15 protein-coding genes and 2 tRNA genes are annotated in these 14,993 nt (G+C 62.2%); 12 read left to right on the top strand and 5 right to left on the bottom strand.

Annotated features, from left to right (window positions below):
- The first annotated feature begins 1 nt into the window (after position 1).
- Entirely contained in the window at positions 2–1,225 is a 1,224-nt protein-coding gene (locus HNQ60_RS00915; RefSeq protein ID WP_184329142.1) for a hypothetical protein, read from the top strand.
- Positions 1,226–1,241: 16 nt separating this feature from the next.
- Here HNQ60_RS00915 and HNQ60_RS00920 read toward each other — a convergent pair.
- A tRNA-Pro gene (locus HNQ60_RS00920) sits at positions 1,242–1,318 on the bottom strand.
- Between the two features lie 39 nt (positions 1,319–1,357).
- Positions 1,358–2,326 carry an octaprenyl diphosphate synthase gene (gene ispB, locus HNQ60_RS00925; RefSeq protein WP_184329143.1) on the bottom strand — a complete coding sequence of 323 codons (969 nt, stop codon included), beginning with the start codon at positions 2,324–2,326 and terminating at the stop codon, positions 1,358–1,360.
- A 380-nt stretch (positions 2,327–2,706) separates the two neighbouring features.
- On the opposite strand from ispB, the gene rplU reads away from it, so the two are divergent.
- From rplU to cgtA, 3 genes are all read left to right on the top strand, one after another.
- On the top strand, positions 2,707–3,021 hold the full coding sequence (gene rplU / locus HNQ60_RS00930) for a 50S ribosomal protein L21 (protein ID WP_184329144.1): 315 nt from the start codon (positions 2,707–2,709) through the stop codon (positions 3,019–3,021).
- A 32-nt stretch (positions 3,022–3,053) separates the two neighbouring features.
- The gene (gene rpmA, locus HNQ60_RS00935) at positions 3,054–3,311 is read left to right on the top strand and encodes a 50S ribosomal protein L27 (protein ID WP_184329145.1); all 258 of its coding nucleotides are present in this window, start codon (positions 3,054–3,056) and stop codon (positions 3,309–3,311) included.
- Positions 3,312–3,459: 148 nt separating this feature from the next.
- The gene (gene cgtA, locus HNQ60_RS00940) at positions 3,460–4,500 is read left to right on the top strand and encodes an Obg family GTPase CgtA (protein ID WP_184329146.1); all 1,041 of its coding nucleotides are present in this window, start codon (positions 3,460–3,462) and stop codon (positions 4,498–4,500) included.
- Between the two features lie 56 nt (positions 4,501–4,556).
- On the opposite strand, the gene rpsT is transcribed toward cgtA, so the two are convergent.
- The gene (rpsT, locus tag HNQ60_RS00945) at positions 4,557–4,826 is read right to left on the bottom strand and encodes a 30S ribosomal protein S20 (protein ID WP_184329147.1); all 270 of its coding nucleotides are present in this window, start codon (positions 4,824–4,826) and stop codon (positions 4,557–4,559) included.
- A gap of 261 nt (positions 4,827–5,087) precedes the next feature.
- Between rpsT and murJ the strand changes: the two genes are divergently transcribed.
- From murJ to ispH, 5 genes are all read left to right on the top strand, one after another.
- Positions 5,088–6,662, top strand: a complete 1,575-nt coding sequence (gene murJ, locus HNQ60_RS00950; RefSeq protein ID WP_184329148.1) for a murein biosynthesis integral membrane protein MurJ — start codon at positions 5,088–5,090, stop codon at positions 6,660–6,662.
- Positions 6,663–6,827: 165 nt separating this feature from the next.
- On the top strand, positions 6,828–7,754 hold the full coding sequence (locus HNQ60_RS00955) for a bifunctional riboflavin kinase/FAD synthetase (protein ID WP_184329149.1): 927 nt from the start codon (positions 6,828–6,830) through the stop codon (positions 7,752–7,754).
- Positions 7,755–7,925: 171 nt separating this feature from the next.
- Positions 7,926–10,748 (top strand): isoleucine--tRNA ligase, encoded by a 2,823-nt coding sequence (gene ileS / locus HNQ60_RS00960; protein ID WP_184329150.1) that lies wholly within the window; start codon positions 7,926–7,928, stop codon positions 10,746–10,748.
- A 10-nt stretch (positions 10,749–10,758) separates the two neighbouring features.
- Positions 10,759–11,316: a signal peptidase II gene (gene lspA, locus HNQ60_RS00965; protein WP_184329151.1), complete on the top strand. Its 558-nt coding sequence runs from the start codon at positions 10,759–10,761 to the stop codon at positions 11,314–11,316.
- Positions 11,316–12,266: a 4-hydroxy-3-methylbut-2-enyl diphosphate reductase gene (gene ispH / locus HNQ60_RS00970; RefSeq protein ID WP_184329152.1), complete on the top strand. Its 951-nt coding sequence runs from the start codon at positions 11,316–11,318 to the stop codon at positions 12,264–12,266. Before lspA ends, ispH begins: the two co-directional genes overlap by 1 nt.
- A 3-nt stretch (positions 12,267–12,269) precedes the next feature.
- On the opposite strand, the gene pilV is transcribed toward ispH, so the two are convergent.
- Positions 12,270–12,761, bottom strand: a complete 492-nt coding sequence (pilV, locus tag HNQ60_RS00975; RefSeq protein ID WP_184329153.1) for a type IV pilus modification protein PilV — start codon at positions 12,759–12,761, stop codon at positions 12,270–12,272.
- Between the two features lie 53 nt (positions 12,762–12,814).
- Positions 12,815–13,366 (bottom strand): GspH/FimT family pseudopilin, encoded by a 552-nt coding sequence (locus HNQ60_RS00980; RefSeq protein ID WP_184329154.1) that lies wholly within the window; start codon positions 13,364–13,366, stop codon positions 12,815–12,817.
- A gap of 177 nt (positions 13,367–13,543) precedes the next feature.
- Between HNQ60_RS00980 and HNQ60_RS00985 the strand changes: the two genes are divergently transcribed.
- From HNQ60_RS00985 to HNQ60_RS28015, 3 genes are all read left to right on the top strand, one after another.
- Entirely contained in the window at positions 13,544–14,032 is a 489-nt protein-coding gene (locus HNQ60_RS00985) for a Fur family transcriptional regulator (protein WP_184329155.1), read from the top strand.
- 109 nt (positions 14,033–14,141) lie between these two features.
- Positions 14,142–14,217: transfer RNA gene (locus HNQ60_RS00990), tRNA-Thr, on the top strand.
- Positions 14,218–14,269: 52 nt separating this feature from the next.
- Positions 14,270–14,986 (top strand): lysophospholipid acyltransferase family protein, encoded by a 717-nt coding sequence (locus HNQ60_RS28015; RefSeq protein ID WP_184329156.1) that lies wholly within the window; start codon positions 14,270–14,272, stop codon positions 14,984–14,986.
- Positions 14,987–14,993: the final 7 nt, after the last annotated feature.

Raw genomic sequence — 14,993 nt, forward strand, 5'->3', positions numbered from 1 at the left:
CATGAATGTCGAAGCTGACGGACGGAGTTCCGAAACTGCCAGTTCGCTACGCGGCGGATACGGCACGACAGCAAGATTCCTGAGCTACCTCTCAGCGATTTGGTGCGGGTTCGTGCTCTGTGTGCTCGAAGTGCTGTGGATCGGCGTTTTCATCTACCTCGTCGTAACGTTTTTCCCCCTCGATGAGCTGCCTTCGCTTGCCGGCGCGCCAGTTGTCATGTGCGTTGGCGCTATCTGCAACTTCGCCCTCGGGATTGCATTCGGGCGGTTCCTGCTGCGTGCAATGCCACCACAGCCTTGGGATCGGACGAAAATCCATCAGCTCATTTTCGTCTGCGCTCTGCTTGTCGGCATTTTTTGTCTGGTATGGTGGTTCGCGGATGTCATCGTCACTGTTTTTTTATTTGCAGAAGATGTCTTTCCCCCAGCTATGGAGGATGCGGCAGTAGCCGTCAGCAGGCTATTCGCCATTCTCTGGGCAGTTGGGGCGGTCGGCCCGTTGATCCTCCGGCATCGCAGGCCTGGAGCGTTTCTGCATCGTCCTTTCGTATTGGTTCTCAGACGGTTCTCGACCTTCGCGGATCGAACGCTCGTGGCTCTGATATTGAGGCTGGCGAAGCCCGGTGTACCCGTCGTATTTCTGACGCCTACACGAAGCAGACCCAAAGACTGGAATCCCTTTGTGGTTGGATTCGCTGGCCTGAAACTCCTGCATCCGTTGCGGAGTGTTCCAATGGTCCTTCGTGCACGAGATGACGACTGGCAGCATGTAGCCGATGAGTTGATCCTCCGGGCGAAGATCATTCTGGTGGACGTCTCTGAGGGAAGCACGGCGCTTAGAACAGAAGCCGAGATGATTGAGAGGGGAGGGCGCTGGTCGGAGACGGTGTGTCTGAAGCACGCCCCATTCGTTGACGTAAGTGACCAGGATTCGTTTGGCGGTCTCAGCCGTGGGCGCTGCATCCCCTACTGGAAGAGCTGGACTGAAGCACTTCCAAGATTGGTCGTGTCCACTGCGATCATTCTCCTGGTAGCTCCCTTGCCAACGATGTTCTTGTTCTATTTCTGGAGGGCCGGTTGGGCGCCTCACACGGTGGTCTACATCATTCTGGTTCTGATCTCCTGCTCGATCCTCTGGAGCCCAGCGGTTAGCCGCGACGCCAGGACTGAGTTGAGGAGGATGCTTCAAGGGGAGTTCGCGGCACAGCCCGACGCGCGCAGTTGAGGGCCGCAGATAGAGATGGTCGGGGTGACAGGATTTGAACCTGCGACCTATACGTCCCGAACGTAGCGCTCTACCAGGCTGAGCTACACCCCGAAGCAGAAGAGAGTGGCGGATGGGGTCGAGGCGTCGGGATCAGTAAGTACGCTCGACTGCGAAATCTGCCAGTTCGCGCAAGGCTTGCTTGTATTCCGAGTCCGGCAATACAGCGAGCGCTTCGATGGCGAGAGAGGCCTCCTGCCGCGCGAGGCGCGCAGTGTACGCAAGGCCCCCAGTCGATTCAATTGCAGTGGTGATTTGCGGCAGCGCTTCGGCGCTTCCATTTTCGATGCTCGTGCGGATCAGGGCGCGCTGCTCGTCGGTCCCGTGCTTCAACGCATATATAAGAGGGAGGGTGGGCTTGCCTTCGGCGAGGTCGTCGCCCAGGTTTTTGCCCAACGTGTCGCGATCGGCGCGGTAGTCGAGGGCATCGTCGACGAGCTGGAAGGCTGTGCCGAGATGGCGGCCGTACTTCGTCATCGCTTCTTCGATGTACGGCGGGCTGTTGGTGAGAATCGCCGCGATCTGGGTGCCAGCTTCGAACAACTGCGCTGTTTTGCGGTAAATGACCTCGAAATAGCGCTCTTCGGTGCAATCCGGGTCGTGGGCGTTCATGAGCTGGAGGACTTCACCCTCGGCGATGCGGTTCGTCGCCCGGGACATGACGTCCATGATCCGCATGCTGCCCAACGAGACCATCATTTCGAAGGAGCGCGAGTAGACATAATCGCCGACGAGCACGCTGGCTTCGTTCCCCCAGACCGCGTTCGCGGTGTCCTGGCCGCGGCGAAGGCTCGAGCCGTCGACCACGTCGTCGTGGAGCAGGGTGGCTGTATGGATGAACTCGATGATCGCCGCGGCTTCTGTATGTCGTTGATCTGTCGAGCCGCAGGCCTTGGCGGCGATCACCACGACCAGCGGGCGAAGGCGCTTGCCGCCGCTACCGATGATGTATTCGGCGACTTGATTGACCAGGACGACGTCGCTGGCGAGGCGGTTTCGGATGACGCGATCGACTTCTTGCAGATCGGCGGCGACCAGTTGTTTGGCTGACTCGAAGCTCATGTAAGGCAAGGAAATTCAGGGAGCGCGGATGGTAGCCGAATGACGACGGGTTGAGGCACGTGATTGGGCAACTCGACGTAGGAGAATTCGGCAGGAACGGTAGAGAAGGAGCCCTGTCATTCCCGCGAAAGCGGAAATCCATCCGGGGCAAAACACGGGTTCCCGCTTTCGGTGGTGAAGGGGCGATTTTCGCCCCGCGAAGATGGACTCCCGCCTGCGCGGGAGTGACGGAGGGCCCCCACCTCCTAAGTGATTGGCTGAAATGCCCCTTTTTTTCCTGTCCGACGCACCCAGCCAGTTGCCACGGACGCTTCGGCTCCGTACACTTCGCGGCCTTTTCTCGCCCGGGTTCCCCGGGTCAGTCCGGAGTCCTTGAGATCATGTACGCCGTAATTGCCACGGGTGGTAAGCAGTATCGTGTTGCCGAAGGTGCGGTGTTGCGCGTTGAAAAGCTCGCAGCCGACGCCGGCGCCAACGTCGAGTTCGATCAGGTGCTGCTGGTCGGCGAAGGCGACAAGGTGAAGGTCGGCTCGCCGTTCCTGAGCGGCAGCAAGGTCATCGCCACCGTGCAGGCGCACGGCAAGGACGATAAGAAGACGATCGTGAAGTTCCGCCGCCGCAAGCACTACCTGCGCCAGGGCACGCATCGTCAGCAGTACACCGAAGTGAAGATCACCAGCATCGTTGCTGCCTGATCCACGCACACATTCATTGAGAGAGATCAGCCATGGCACATAAAAAGGCAGGCGGTAGTACCAAGAACGGTCGCGACTCAGAGTCGAAGCGACTTGGTCTCAAGAAGTTCGGCGGTCAGAGCGTGATCGCGGGCAACATCATCGTTCGTCAGCGCGGCACGGTTTATCGTGCGGGCGACAACGTCGGCACCGGCACGGATTACACGCTGTTCGCGAAGGCCGATGGCCGCGTCCTCTTCAAGAAGAAGGGCGTCGAGCAGCATACGTTTGTGAGCGTCATCCCCGAGTAATCGGACGGACGTTCGAGCCAGATCGAAAAGCCCCGGCCTCGACCGGGGCTTTTTGTTTGATAGGCCGCACGGTCATTCCCGCTTTCGCGGGAGTGACGTGAATTTTTCTTGCTAACCGCCAACCGCTAACCGCCAGTCACTCCTCCTTATGCGTTTCGTCGACGAAGCCACCATCAAGGTCAACGCCGGTCACGGCGGTCGCGGCGCCGTAGGTTTCCGGCGCGAGAAATTTATTCCTTTCGGCGGCCCGGACGGCGGCGACGGCGGCAAGGGCGCGGACATCTATCTCGTCGGCGTCGAAGGCATCAACACGCTCGCTGACTTCCGCTTCAATCGCACCTACAAGGGGCCGCACGGTCAGCCTGGCGGCAGCAACGACTGCACGGGTGCGGGTGGTGAAGACCTCGTGGTTCCAGTGCCGATCGGCACGGTCATCACCGACGTCGATACCGAGGAGCAGCTGGGCGACGTCACTGCCGTTGGCCAGCGCCTGCTGGTGGCGAAAGGCGGGAAGGGTGGCTGGGGCAACGCCCGCTACAAGACGAGCACGAACCGCACCCCTCGCAAGGCGATGCCGGGGCTGGAAGGCGAGAAGCGCGAGCTTCGCCTCGAGCTCAAAGTCATGGCGGATGTCGGGCTACTGGGTTTGCCCAATGCGGGCAAATCGACCCTGATCCGCGCGGTTTCGGCGGCGAAGCCCAAAGTTGCCGACTATCCCTTCACCACGCTCCACCCGAATCTGGGCGTCGTTCGCGTCGGTGAGCTGCGCAGCTTCGTCATGGCGGACATTCCGGGGCTGATCGAGGGCGCCGCGGACGGTGCGGGCCTCGGAATTCAGTTCCTGAAGCATCTCCAGCGGACCCGGGTGCTGCTGCACCTGGTCGATATCGCTCCGCCGGACCCCGAAGCCGACCCGGTGAAGGATGCCAAGGCAATCGCGGCGGAATTGAAGAAGTTCAGCGCCGATCTGGCCAAGAAAGAGCGCTGGCTGGTGCTGAACAAGGTCGATCTGCTGCCAGCCGATGAGGCTGACAAGCTCTGCAGGGACATCGTGCGTCGGCTGCGCTGGAAGGGGCCGGTGTTCCGGATCTCCGGTATCGCGCGCCAGGGCACGGAGGAGCTGTGTCAGGCCGTGATGACGAAGCTCGAAGACCTCGAGCGGGACCGGCGGGAAGCCGAAGAACAGTAAAAACAAAAAGGCCGGGCATTGCCCGGCCTTTCTCATTCGATCCCTTCGAAACGGGCTTATTCGGCGCCCATTTCCTTCACGCGCGCGCTCAGGTGGCTCTTATGACGAGCTGCCTTGTTGCGGTGGATTACGCCCTTGTTGACCATCGAGTCGATGACCGGGGCAGCAGCCTTCAGCTTCGCAGCCGCATCAGCCTTGTCGCCCGCCTGCACGGCGCTCACGACGCTCTTGATGGCGGTGCGCAGCTTCGACCGGGCGGCCATGTTGCGGGCACGGCGCTTGATGGTCTGTTGGGCACGCTTCTCGGCTGACTTGATATTGGCCACGGACGGATCGACTCCAAAAAAGAGGCGCGAATTCTGCCGATGCGCCTTGCCCAAGGCAAGCAGAAAAACGGCGAAACGGGCTTCCGGGCAAGGTTTCGAGGGCTGACTGCCGCGGAATGACCCCGGCCGGTCAGTCATTCCCTCAGAAACGCGCCCTGATTTGCCAGATTTCGGTGCTTCACTCGGGTTTTACGAGCGCAACCACTACTATTGCCGCCCCATGAATTCTGACCAGTTCCTCCCCCGATCCGGGCGCCGCGCATGAGCCGCGCCTTTTTCCGCAGCACCGCCATCGTCGGAATCACGACTCTCCTGTCCCGCATCACGGGGCTGATCAGGGACGTCGTCTACGCGTCGATGATCCCGGCCGTCGCGCTCGAGGCGTTCGTGCTGGCAAACCAGATCCCGAATCTGCTGCGGCGCTTGTTTGCGGAAGGCGCGTTTTCGCAGGCATTCGTGCCCGTCGTTGCCGAGTACCGCGCGAAGCGTTCGACGGAAGACGTGCGCGAGCTCGTGGATTCGGTTACCGGGACGCTCGGTCTTTTCCTGCTGATCGTGTCGATCCTCGGCGTGATCATCGCGCCGATCATCGTGCTCATCTGCGCGCCGGGATTTCATACGAAGGACGCGGGCCAGTTCGATCTCGCGGTCGAGATGCTCCGCTGGACGTTCCCGTACCTGCTGTTCGTGTCGCTGACCGCGCTCGCGGGCGGCGTGCTGAACAGCTACCAGAAGTTCGCGCTGCCGGCGTTCAGTTCGGTGCTGCTGAACGTCGTGATGATCATCTTCGCGGCCTGGATTTCGCCGTATTTCGAGCGGCCGGTCGTGGCGCTGGCGATTGGCGTGTTCGTCGGCGGCATCGTGCAGGTCGCACTGCTGTTTCCGCCGCTGCTGCGCATGAAACTGCTGCGCCGACCGCGCTGGAACTGGAATCACGAGGCGGTGCAGCGAATCGCCAGACTGATGGGGCCTGCGATCATCGGCTCTTCGATGGGGCAGTTGAGCGTGATGATCAGCACGGGCATCGCCTCGCTGCTCGCGGACGGCAGCATGACGTGGCTGTATTTCGCCGACCGGCTGGTGGAGTTTCCGCTCGGTGTTTTCAGCATCGCGCTTGCGACCGTGATTTTGCCGAGCCTTTCGGCGCATCACGCGACGCAGTCGGCGCGCGATTTTTCGGAGACGCTTTCGTGGGCGATTCGTCTGGTGTGCCTCATCGTCATCCCTGCTTCGGTCGCGCTGTTCGCACTCGCCGGTCCACTGACGGTGGCGATCTATCATCGTCGTGAGTTCACGGCGTTCGACGTGGAAATGACGCGGACCGCGCTGATGGCGTTCTCCTTCGCGCTGCTCGGCTGGAGCCTGATCAAGGTGCTCGCGCCCGGTTATTACGCCCGGCAGGACACGAAGGGGCCGGTCAAAGTCGCGATGCGGGCGCTGGTGCTGACGATGGCACTGAACCTGCTGGTCGTCGTCGCACTCGCGCTGACCGATCGGCTGCAGGATCCTGGTATGCACGCGCTGCTCGCGCTCTCGAACGGCGTTGGCGCGATCTTCAATGCGGGATTGCTGTACGTCGGTCTGGTGCGCAAAGGCGTGCTGATAAAGCAGCCCGGGGGACGCAAGCTGCTCATACAGATCGTCGTCGCGAGTGCGCTGATGGCGGCGTTTCTGGTGTGGTTCGGTGGCGACGTTCAGTCCTGGCTGGTGGCGTCGACGATGCATCGTGTGGGCTGGCTGGCAGCCATCGTGACCGGGGGTGCGGCGGTTTATTTCGTGGCGCTGCTGGCCATGGGTGTGCGGCCGGGGCAGTTCAGGTTGGTGGGGGCGAAATGAACCAAGGCCGCTCGTCATTCCCGCGTAGGCGGGAATCCAGTCCGTCATTCCCGCGCACGCGGGAATTCATGCTTTTCCCGGATGGATTCCCGCTTGCGCGGGAATGACGGACTCCTGCCTATAATCCCACCCATCCTTTCGACGATCCGGGGTTCAAAGGCCGCGATGGAACTGGTGCGGGGCCTGCATAATCTGCGTCCGCAGCATCGCGGCTGCGTGTTGACGGTCGGCGCCTTCGATGGCGTGCATCGGGGCCATCAGGAGATGATCCGGATGGTGCGCGACTGCGCCGCCGAACGTGGCGTGCCCGCTGCAGCGATGGCATTCGAACCCACGCCGCGGGAGTATTTCGCCAAGGGCGTGCCGCCCGCGAGGCTGACGCGGTTTCGCGAACGATTCGAGGCATTCGCCCGGTACGGGCTGGATCGCTTCGTGGTGCTGCCGTTCAACGAGCAGATTCGCGGGCTGGGCCACCAGGAATTCATCGAGCGGGTGCTGGTCAACGGGCTCGGCGTGCGCCACATGGTGGTCGGACACGATTTCCGGTTCGGCCGCGACCAGGCGGACGTCGCAAAGCTGCGGGAGGTCGGGCCGCGTCATGGCTTCGGCGTCACGGAGATCGCGCCATTCGAGATCGATGGCGAACGCGTGAGCAGTTCGCTGATCCGGGAAGCGCTGGAAGCAGGCGATATGGCGCGTGCCGAGAAATTTCTCGGGCGGCCGTACCGCATTACTGGCAAGGTGATCGATGGTGCCAAGCTGGGTCGCCAGCTCGGCTTTCCGACCGCGAACCTGCGATTGCATCGCAGGGCGACGCCGCTGGCCGGCGTCTTCGCCGTACGGGTGTCCGGCGCGGGACTCGACAATGCGCCGGGCGTGGCGAATCTGGGGACGCGTCCCGCTGTGAACGGCAAAGAGTTGCTGCTCGAGGCGCATGTGTTCGATTTCGCGGGCGACCTGTACAGGCAGTATGTGCACGTGGACTTCATCGCGCGTCTGCGCGACGAAGTCTGGTTTCCGAACATGGATGCATTGGTAGAGCAGATGCATAAGGACGCAGCGCTGGCGCGCCGCGTCCTGCGAAGCGGTTAGCGGTTGGCGGTTAGTTGCCGCTGTCGCGGATTTCGGATCAAGAGTTGGATGGTTGAAATGAATATTGAAGCTCGCAATGACTACGTGATTAGCGCCGGACTTTCGGTTCCCGCTGGTCTCCCATCTTTTTCTCGCCAACCGCCAACCGCCAACCGCTAACCGCTCCTCCCTATGGAATACAAAGACACCCTGAATCTCCCGCAGACCGACTTCCCGATGAAGGCGGATCTGGCTCGTCGTGAGCCCGACATGCTCAAGTGGTGGGAAGAGAATTCGATCTACGCGAAGCTGCGCGAGGTTGCGCAAGGTCGGCCGACTTTCATCCTGGCCGACGGGCCGCCGTATGCGAATGGCGCGATTCACCTTGGGCATTCCATCAACAAGGTGCTGAAGGACGTCGTGGTCAAGTCGCGCACGCTCGACGGCTATGACGCGCCGTATGTGCCGGGCTGGGACTGCCATGGTCTGCCGATCGAACATCAGATCGAGAAGGCGCGCGGCAAGGAAGTGAAATCGCTCGATGCGCGTGCATTCCGTCAGGCGTGCCGCGAATACGCGATGGAGCAGGTGAATATCCAGCGCGAAGATTTCAAGCGGCTCGGCGTAATGGGCGACTGGGATCGTCCGTACATGACGATGCAGCCGCGCTACGAAGCGGAGCAGCTGCGTGCGTTCGCAAGGATCTGGCGCAATGGTCACGTCTACAAGGGCCTGAAGCCCGTTCACTGGTGTCTCGATTGCCGCTCGGCGCTTGCTGAAGCGGAAGTCGAGTACGAAGACAAGAACTCGCCCGCCATCGACGTTCGCTTTGCGGTGAAGGACACGGCCGATCTCGCGAAGCGCTTTGGCGCTCAAGGCTCGTCGGCGTCGCGCGCAAGTCTCGTGATCTGGACGACGACGCCCTGGACGCTGCCGGCGAACCAGGCAGTCGCGCTCGGCGCCGACATCAAGTATTCGCTGATCGATACGGGCTCGGAGTTGCTGGTTCTTGCGAGCGAGCTCGCGGAAGCGGTGCTCAAGCGCGCCGACGTGACGGATTCGAAGGTGCTTGCGCAGGCCGCCGGTTCGGCTCTCGAAGGGTTGCTGCTCGCGCATCCGTTCTACGAACGCGCCGTGCCGGTCATTCTCGGTGAGCACGTCACCCTCGATGCGGGTACTGGCGCGGTGCACACGGCGCCCGGACACGGTCACGAAGACTACGTTGTCGGCTTGAAGTACAAACTGAAGATCGACAATCCCGTCGGCAGTGATGGCCGCTTCGTTGCAGGCACGCCGCTGTTCGAGGGTGAGCGCGTGTTCGACGCGAACAAGCACGTGATCGAAGTGCTGAAGGAGCGCGGCGCGCTGCTGCACGAAGAGACGCTGCGTCACAGCTATCCGCATTGCTGGCGCCACAAGACGCCGGTGATCTTCCGCGCCACCGCGCAATGGTTCATCAGCATGGAGCAGAAGGGCCTGCGCCAGTCGGCGTTGCGCGAGATCGGCAAGGTGAAGTGGATGCCAGGCTGGGGTGAGCGGCGCATCGGCAACATGATCGCGGATCGCCCGGACTGGGTGATCTCGCGTCAGCGCACGTGGGGCGTGCCAATCGCGCTGTTCACGCACAAGGCAACGGGCGAAGCGCATCCGCGTTCGGCGGATCTGCTCGATCAGGTCGCGACGCTCGTCGAGAAGGACGGGATCGATGCCTGGGCGGACCTGGATCCTGCGAAGCTGCTCGGCGCTGAGGCGGAGCAGTACGAGAAAGTCACCGACATCATGGACGTCTGGTTTGATTCCGGCGTCATGCATCACTGCGTAACGCAGGCGCGTCCGGAGATCACTGCGCCCGCGGATCTCTATCTCGAAGGCTCCGATCAGCATCGCGGCTGGTTCCACAGCTCGTTGCTCACTTCCGCAGCGATGTACGACCGCGCTCCGTATCGTGCCGTGCTCACGCACGGATTCACGATCGACGAGAAGGGCCGCAAGATGTCGAAGTCGCTCGGCAACGTGATCGTTCCGCAAAAGGTCTTCAACTCCCTGGGCGCCGATGTGCTGCGGTTGTGGATCGCCGCGACCGACTACTCGAACGAAATGAGTCTGTCGGATGAGATCCTGAAGCGGGTCGCGGAGTCGTATCGACGTATCCGCAACACGGCACGCTTCCTGCTCGGCAATCTCGCCGGCTTCGATCCGGCGACCGATGCGATGGCGCTCGATGATCTCGTTGCAGTCGATCGCTGGGCGCTCTGGCGGACGCAGCAATTGCAGGAAGAAGTCGTCGCGGCCTATCGCGACTACCAGTTCCATCTGATCTATCAGAAGGTCCACAACTTCTGCAGCGTCGATCTGGGCGGCTTCTACCTCGACGTGCTGAAGGATCGTCTCTATACGACGCCTGCGAAGAGTGCGGCACGCCGCTCCGCGCAGACGGCGATGTACTGGATCGCGGAGGCGATGGCGCGCTGGATTGCGCCGATCCTGTCGTTCACCGGCGAAGAGATCTGGCGGCATCTGTCGCCGACGACGGCTGCAGGGAAGCGCGGCCAGTCCGTGTTCTTCGAAACATGGGCGCAGTTCCCGCAGGGCGCGGCTGTCCGGCCGACCGTCGATTGGGATGCCATCCTCGAATTACGCAGTGCCGTTGCACGCGAGATCGAAAGGCTTCGCAACAGCGGCGCGATCGGCGCGTCGCTCGACGCGGAAGTCGATCTCTACTGTGCGCCGGCGCTACTGCAGACGCTGAAGCCATTCGGCGAGGAGCTGCGGTTCGTCTTCATCACGTCCGGTGCGCGCGTTCATCCGTCCGAGGGTCGGCCTGCGGAAGCGGCGCCTGCTCAGGAAGATGAGAGCAACGCGGCCTGGATCCTGGTGCGTCCGACTGAAGCTGCGAAATGCGTGCGCTGCTGGCACAAGCGACCCGATGTCGGTCAGAGCACGAAACATCCGGAGCTGTGTGGGCGTTGCGTGACGAACATCGAGACAGCGGGCGAAGTCCGGAAGTACACCTGAGCAATGGCTAATGAGTAAGGGTTCCCTGTCGAAGGTCTGGTTCCATCCCACGCGTGGGGCGAGCAACTGGCTGTGGCTGTCGTTCTTCGTCGTGCTGATGGACCAGGTCACGAAGGCACTCGTCGTCGGCGCCGTCAAAGGCAAGGCGAGCTTTGCGCTGCTGCCGATCCTCGAGATCGTATATCTGGAGAATCGCGGTGCTGCTTTCAGCATGTTGCACGACGCCGGCGGCTGGCAGCGCTGGTTCTTCATTGCGCTGGCGCTCGTCGTGAGCGTGGTACTGATGATCTGGCTGCGCCGGTTGCGGACGCCTGAGCAGACGATCCTCGCGGTGGGACTGTCACTGGTGCTTGGCGGTGCGCTCGGCAACGTGATCGACCGCGTGTGGCACGGCTACGTTGTCGACTTCATTTATTTCCACTGGCGGACGTGGGACTTCCCGGCGTTCAACATTGCGGACACCGCGATCTCGATCGGCGCAGCTTGCCTGCTGATCGATGCGTTCCGCGAAAGCAGTCGAGAAAAGGCGAAGGCTGCGACCGACGCAGCACAGGCGGAGAAAAAGTAGTGGATATCCTGTTGGCGAATCCGCGCGGGTTCTGTGCCGGTGTCGATCGGGCCATCGACATCGTCGAGCGCGCGATCGAGCTCTTCGGGGCGCCCATCTACGTGCGTCACGAAGTCGTCCACAACCGCTACGTCGTGGATCGGCTGCGCAACATGGGCGCGGTCTTCGTCGAGGAACTGGGTGAAGTTCCGGCGGACGCAACGGTGATCTTCAGCGCGCACGGCGTATCACGCGCCGTGCAGGACGAAGCGCGCAGCCGCGGCCTCAAAGTTTTCGATGCGACCTGTCCGCTGGTAACCAAAGTCCACATGGAAGTGACGCGCTACGCGCGTGAAGGACGCGACGTGATCCTGATCGGCCACGAAGGGCATCCGGAAGTCGAAGGGACGATGGGGCAGTTCGACACGTCGTTCGGCGGCCGCATCCTCCTGGTGGAAACGCCCGAAGACATCGATCATCTCGATGTCCGCAATCCATCGCAGCTCGCATTCGTTACGCAGACCACGCTCTCGGTCGACGACACACAGCTCGTCGTCGATGCATTGCGCCGCAGGTTCCCCGACATGGCGAATCCCCGCAAGGAAGACATCTGCTATGCCACACAGAATCGCCAGGATGCGGTGAAGCAGCTCGTGCAGCGCTGCGATCTGATCCTGGTCGTCGGCTCGCCCACGAGCTCGAACTCGAACCGTCTGCGCGAGATTGCGGAGAAGGCGGGCATTCCCGGCTATCTGATCGATGGTCCGGAGGACCTGAAGCGCGAGTGGTTCGAAGGTAAGAAGAGCGTCGGCGTGACCGCAGGCGCATCGGCACCGGAGATTCTGGTCGAGCGGGTGGTCGCAAAGATCCGCGAATGGGGCGGCAAGGCCCCCGTCAATCTGGTTGGTCAGCAGGAGAGCGTCGTGTTCAGCCTGCCGCGCGAGCTGCGCGTACCCGTACCGGCGCGCTGACGATCACTTGACCGGCTGAACTCTCAGCACATACGACGACGCACCTGAACCAGGCGCTGACCAGCTGACCGACACGACATACGTCGGCGGGTTGGTCATCAGATCGCGTGTGATTGCTCCGCTTCCGTTCGGCAGCTGCTTTTCAACCTCGTCCTGCCAGCAGGCAGCTTCCTGGGAAGCCGCGTTCAGCGGGCGCGGATCACGCGTCTCGGTCGTGCAAAGCACGCCGACAACACTGGCATAGCCTGCGCGGCCTGTTGTGTTGCGGACGATGCGATCCGACATGTCCTGCGCGAGGCGTGCTGCTTGCGCACGAGGTTCGGTGCTGATTTCCGTCTGCAAAGCTTCGCCGTAAAGCGCTGCGATGCCGATCAGCCCGATAGCGACCACCGCAATCGCCGCGATGATCTCGACGACCGTGAAGCCCGAGGCAAGCCTGGCGCTGGCGGGAGATCGGCGTGAGTGCGTTGTCTGGCCTGCGTTGAAGAGCGCCACTGGATGCGGTTTCGTTGGGGCGAAGGGGGAAGGGTACCGCGCACCGTAAGCGTTCATCCAGATGAACAGCGCAACGGCCGGTTGCTGGCGTCACGCTGCGAGATTCGCGGCCGGCCCACGTGATTGATGATGATGGCGCGTGCGTGCGCGCTGCCGCGCGGATCGCAGAAGATGATCGTCCCGTTCACGACGCCTTGTTCATGAGGTCTGAATGAGTAGGCGCGACGATTGGAGCTGATGTCTCCGGATTCCCATCCCTGATTGACCGATAACACCGGCTCATTGGGATCTCGCTGCGGCGGCTCGTCGCGGTCCCGGTTCACGAACACCATCCAGCCTTTGTTCCACGGCGCGGCCAGTCGCACGTCGCAGGTTTTCCCGTCGCTGGATTTGCAGATGCTCACGACCTTGGCGCGCCTGATCGCTTCGCTGCGCGCGAGGTAGAGCGAGTGAATGAACCCGTTCACCGCGGTCGTCCTGCCGGTGTCCCGCATGAGACCGGCGAACGAAGGGGTGGCCATCCCGACCACGATCCCCACAATGGCGATCACCGTGACGATCTCGACCAGCGTGAGTCCCGCCGATTGCTGACGTGTTCCGCGCATCCGTGCGCCCCCGGTGCCTGTCGGTTGAATCCTGAAGCGAAAGATAGGGTGCCGGCGGAGGGGTTTGCCGGAGGTTTTCTCGACGTTTGGACAGAATCTCGCGTCCGGAGGGAATCCGTTCGTACTCCGCCGGCCATCCGGCGGCTCCGGACATACCCACGGCTCCAGCAGACGGGTATGCTCACTCCAATCGTTCTTCAGCCGGATTTTCGCGTGACCAGTCTGTATCAGGCCTACCCGCAGCCCTCGCTCTCGCGCCAGGCGATCGCCGAGGAATTGCAGGCTCATGGGCTCAAACCCACCGGCCAGCGCCTGCGAGTGGCGGAAATCCTGATGCGGGCGCCGACGCACATGACCGCCGACCAGATCCTGGCGGTCGTTCGGCAGAGCGGTGACCGCGTTTCCAAGGCCACGGTCTACAACACCCTGAAGGTGCTGGCCGAAACGGGCCTGGTGCGCCAGATCCACCTCGATCCGGAACGGTCGGTCTACGACTCGACCCGCGCGCCGCACCACCACTTCCACGACCTGGATACGGGCGAATTGCTCGATATTCCGCCGCAGGACATCGCATTCAGCCGCTTTCCGGAGCTGCCGGAAGGGATGGAGGCTGAATCCGTCGAAGTCGTGATCCGGCTCCGGAAGAAGCCGCTCAAGGCCCGCTAGGCCCACCAGGCCAGCGGCTGGAATCCCGGATTTGTCGATTCGGTCATTCCGGCCAGTCACCATCCGCTATCCGCTAGTCACTTCTTTCCTTATACTTCGCCCCCCTCGCGCCGGAGTAGCTCAGTTGGTAGAGCAGCGCATTCGTAATGCGCGGGTCGGGGGTTCAAGTCCTCTCTCCGGCACCACTTTTCTCCTCGCACGCCGCGCCCAGCGCGGCGTTTGCGTTATGGGGTCTTAGTGACGACACCTGCCCAGTCCAGATCGAGCCGCAAGCTGACATGGGGCCGTGTATTCGTTTACCGGATCGCGGTCGGCGTGGCGATGCTCATCCTGGAGGTGCTGTTCTTCACCTGCCGGTTCCGCTACGTCGGTATCGATCGTTTCCGCAAGCTGGTCGACGAGCACGGAGCTGTCATTCCCGTCTGCTGGCACCAGCATCTGCTGATCTGCGCGCGCTTCCTGGTCAGCAAGCACATCTCACCGCCGCTCAAACCCGGCTTCATGATTTCGCCCTCCGTCGATGGCGAAGCGCCGACCTGGCTGGCCCAGGCGTATGGGGTTCACGTGGTGCGTGGATCGAGCACGTACTCAGGCATGCGCGCAGTACGCGGCATCAAGCAGGCTATCGAAAAGGAAGGCATCTCGGCGGCCGTCACGCCCGATGGCCCGAAGGGTCCGCGATTCAAGTTCAAGGCCGGTGCGATCTACACCGCGCAAATCGCACGCAGGCCAGTCATCCCGATCGCATTCGCGGCCAGGCCCGCCTGGGTGCTGAAGACCTGGGACAAATTCGTCATTCCGGTGCCGTTCGGCCGAATCTGTATTGCCGCGGGCGAGCCGTTCTATCCCCAGCGCGACATGAGCGATGAGCAGATGGAAGAGGCGCAGCGGGAGATGGAGAGGCGGATGCTGGAAACGTATCGGATGGCGAAGGCGGAGCTGGAGAGGAAGTGACGGTTCG

The organism is Povalibacter uvarum (genome assembly GCF_014202975.1).
GTDB classification, from domain to species: domain Bacteria; phylum Pseudomonadota; class Gammaproteobacteria; order Steroidobacterales; family Steroidobacteraceae; genus Steroidobacter; species Steroidobacter uvarum.

Bases quoted from the DNA above. Each gene is read 5' to 3' on its own strand.
- HNQ60_RS00915 (WP_184329142.1), top strand. From the start codon at position 2: ATGAATGTCGAAGCTGACGGACGGAGTTCCGAAACTGCCAGTTCGCTA.
- ispB (WP_184329143.1), bottom strand. From the start codon at position 2,326: ATGAGCTTCGAGTCAGCCAAACAACTGGTCGCCGCCGATCTGCAAGAA.
- rplU (WP_184329144.1), top strand. From the start codon at position 2,707: ATGTACGCCGTAATTGCCACGGGTGGTAAGCAGTATCGTGTTGCCGAA.
- rpmA (WP_184329145.1), top strand. From the start codon at position 3,054: ATGGCACATAAAAAGGCAGGCGGTAGTACCAAGAACGGTCGCGACTCA.
- cgtA (WP_184329146.1), top strand. From the start codon at position 3,460: ATGCGTTTCGTCGACGAAGCCACCATCAAGGTCAACGCCGGTCACGGC.
- murJ (WP_184329148.1), top strand. From the start codon at position 5,088: ATGAGCCGCGCCTTTTTCCGCAGCACCGCCATCGTCGGAATCACGACT.
- HNQ60_RS00955 (WP_184329149.1), top strand. From the start codon at position 6,828: ATGGAACTGGTGCGGGGCCTGCATAATCTGCGTCCGCAGCATCGCGGC.
- ileS (WP_184329150.1), top strand. From the start codon at position 7,926: ATGGAATACAAAGACACCCTGAATCTCCCGCAGACCGACTTCCCGATG.
- lspA (WP_184329151.1), top strand. From the start codon at position 10,759: ATGAGTAAGGGTTCCCTGTCGAAGGTCTGGTTCCATCCCACGCGTGGG.
- HNQ60_RS00980 (WP_184329154.1), bottom strand. From the start codon at position 13,366: ATGCGCGGAACACGTCAGCAATCGGCGGGACTCACGCTGGTCGAGATC.
- HNQ60_RS00985 (WP_184329155.1), top strand. From the start codon at position 13,544: ATGCTCACTCCAATCGTTCTTCAGCCGGATTTTCGCGTGACCAGTCTG.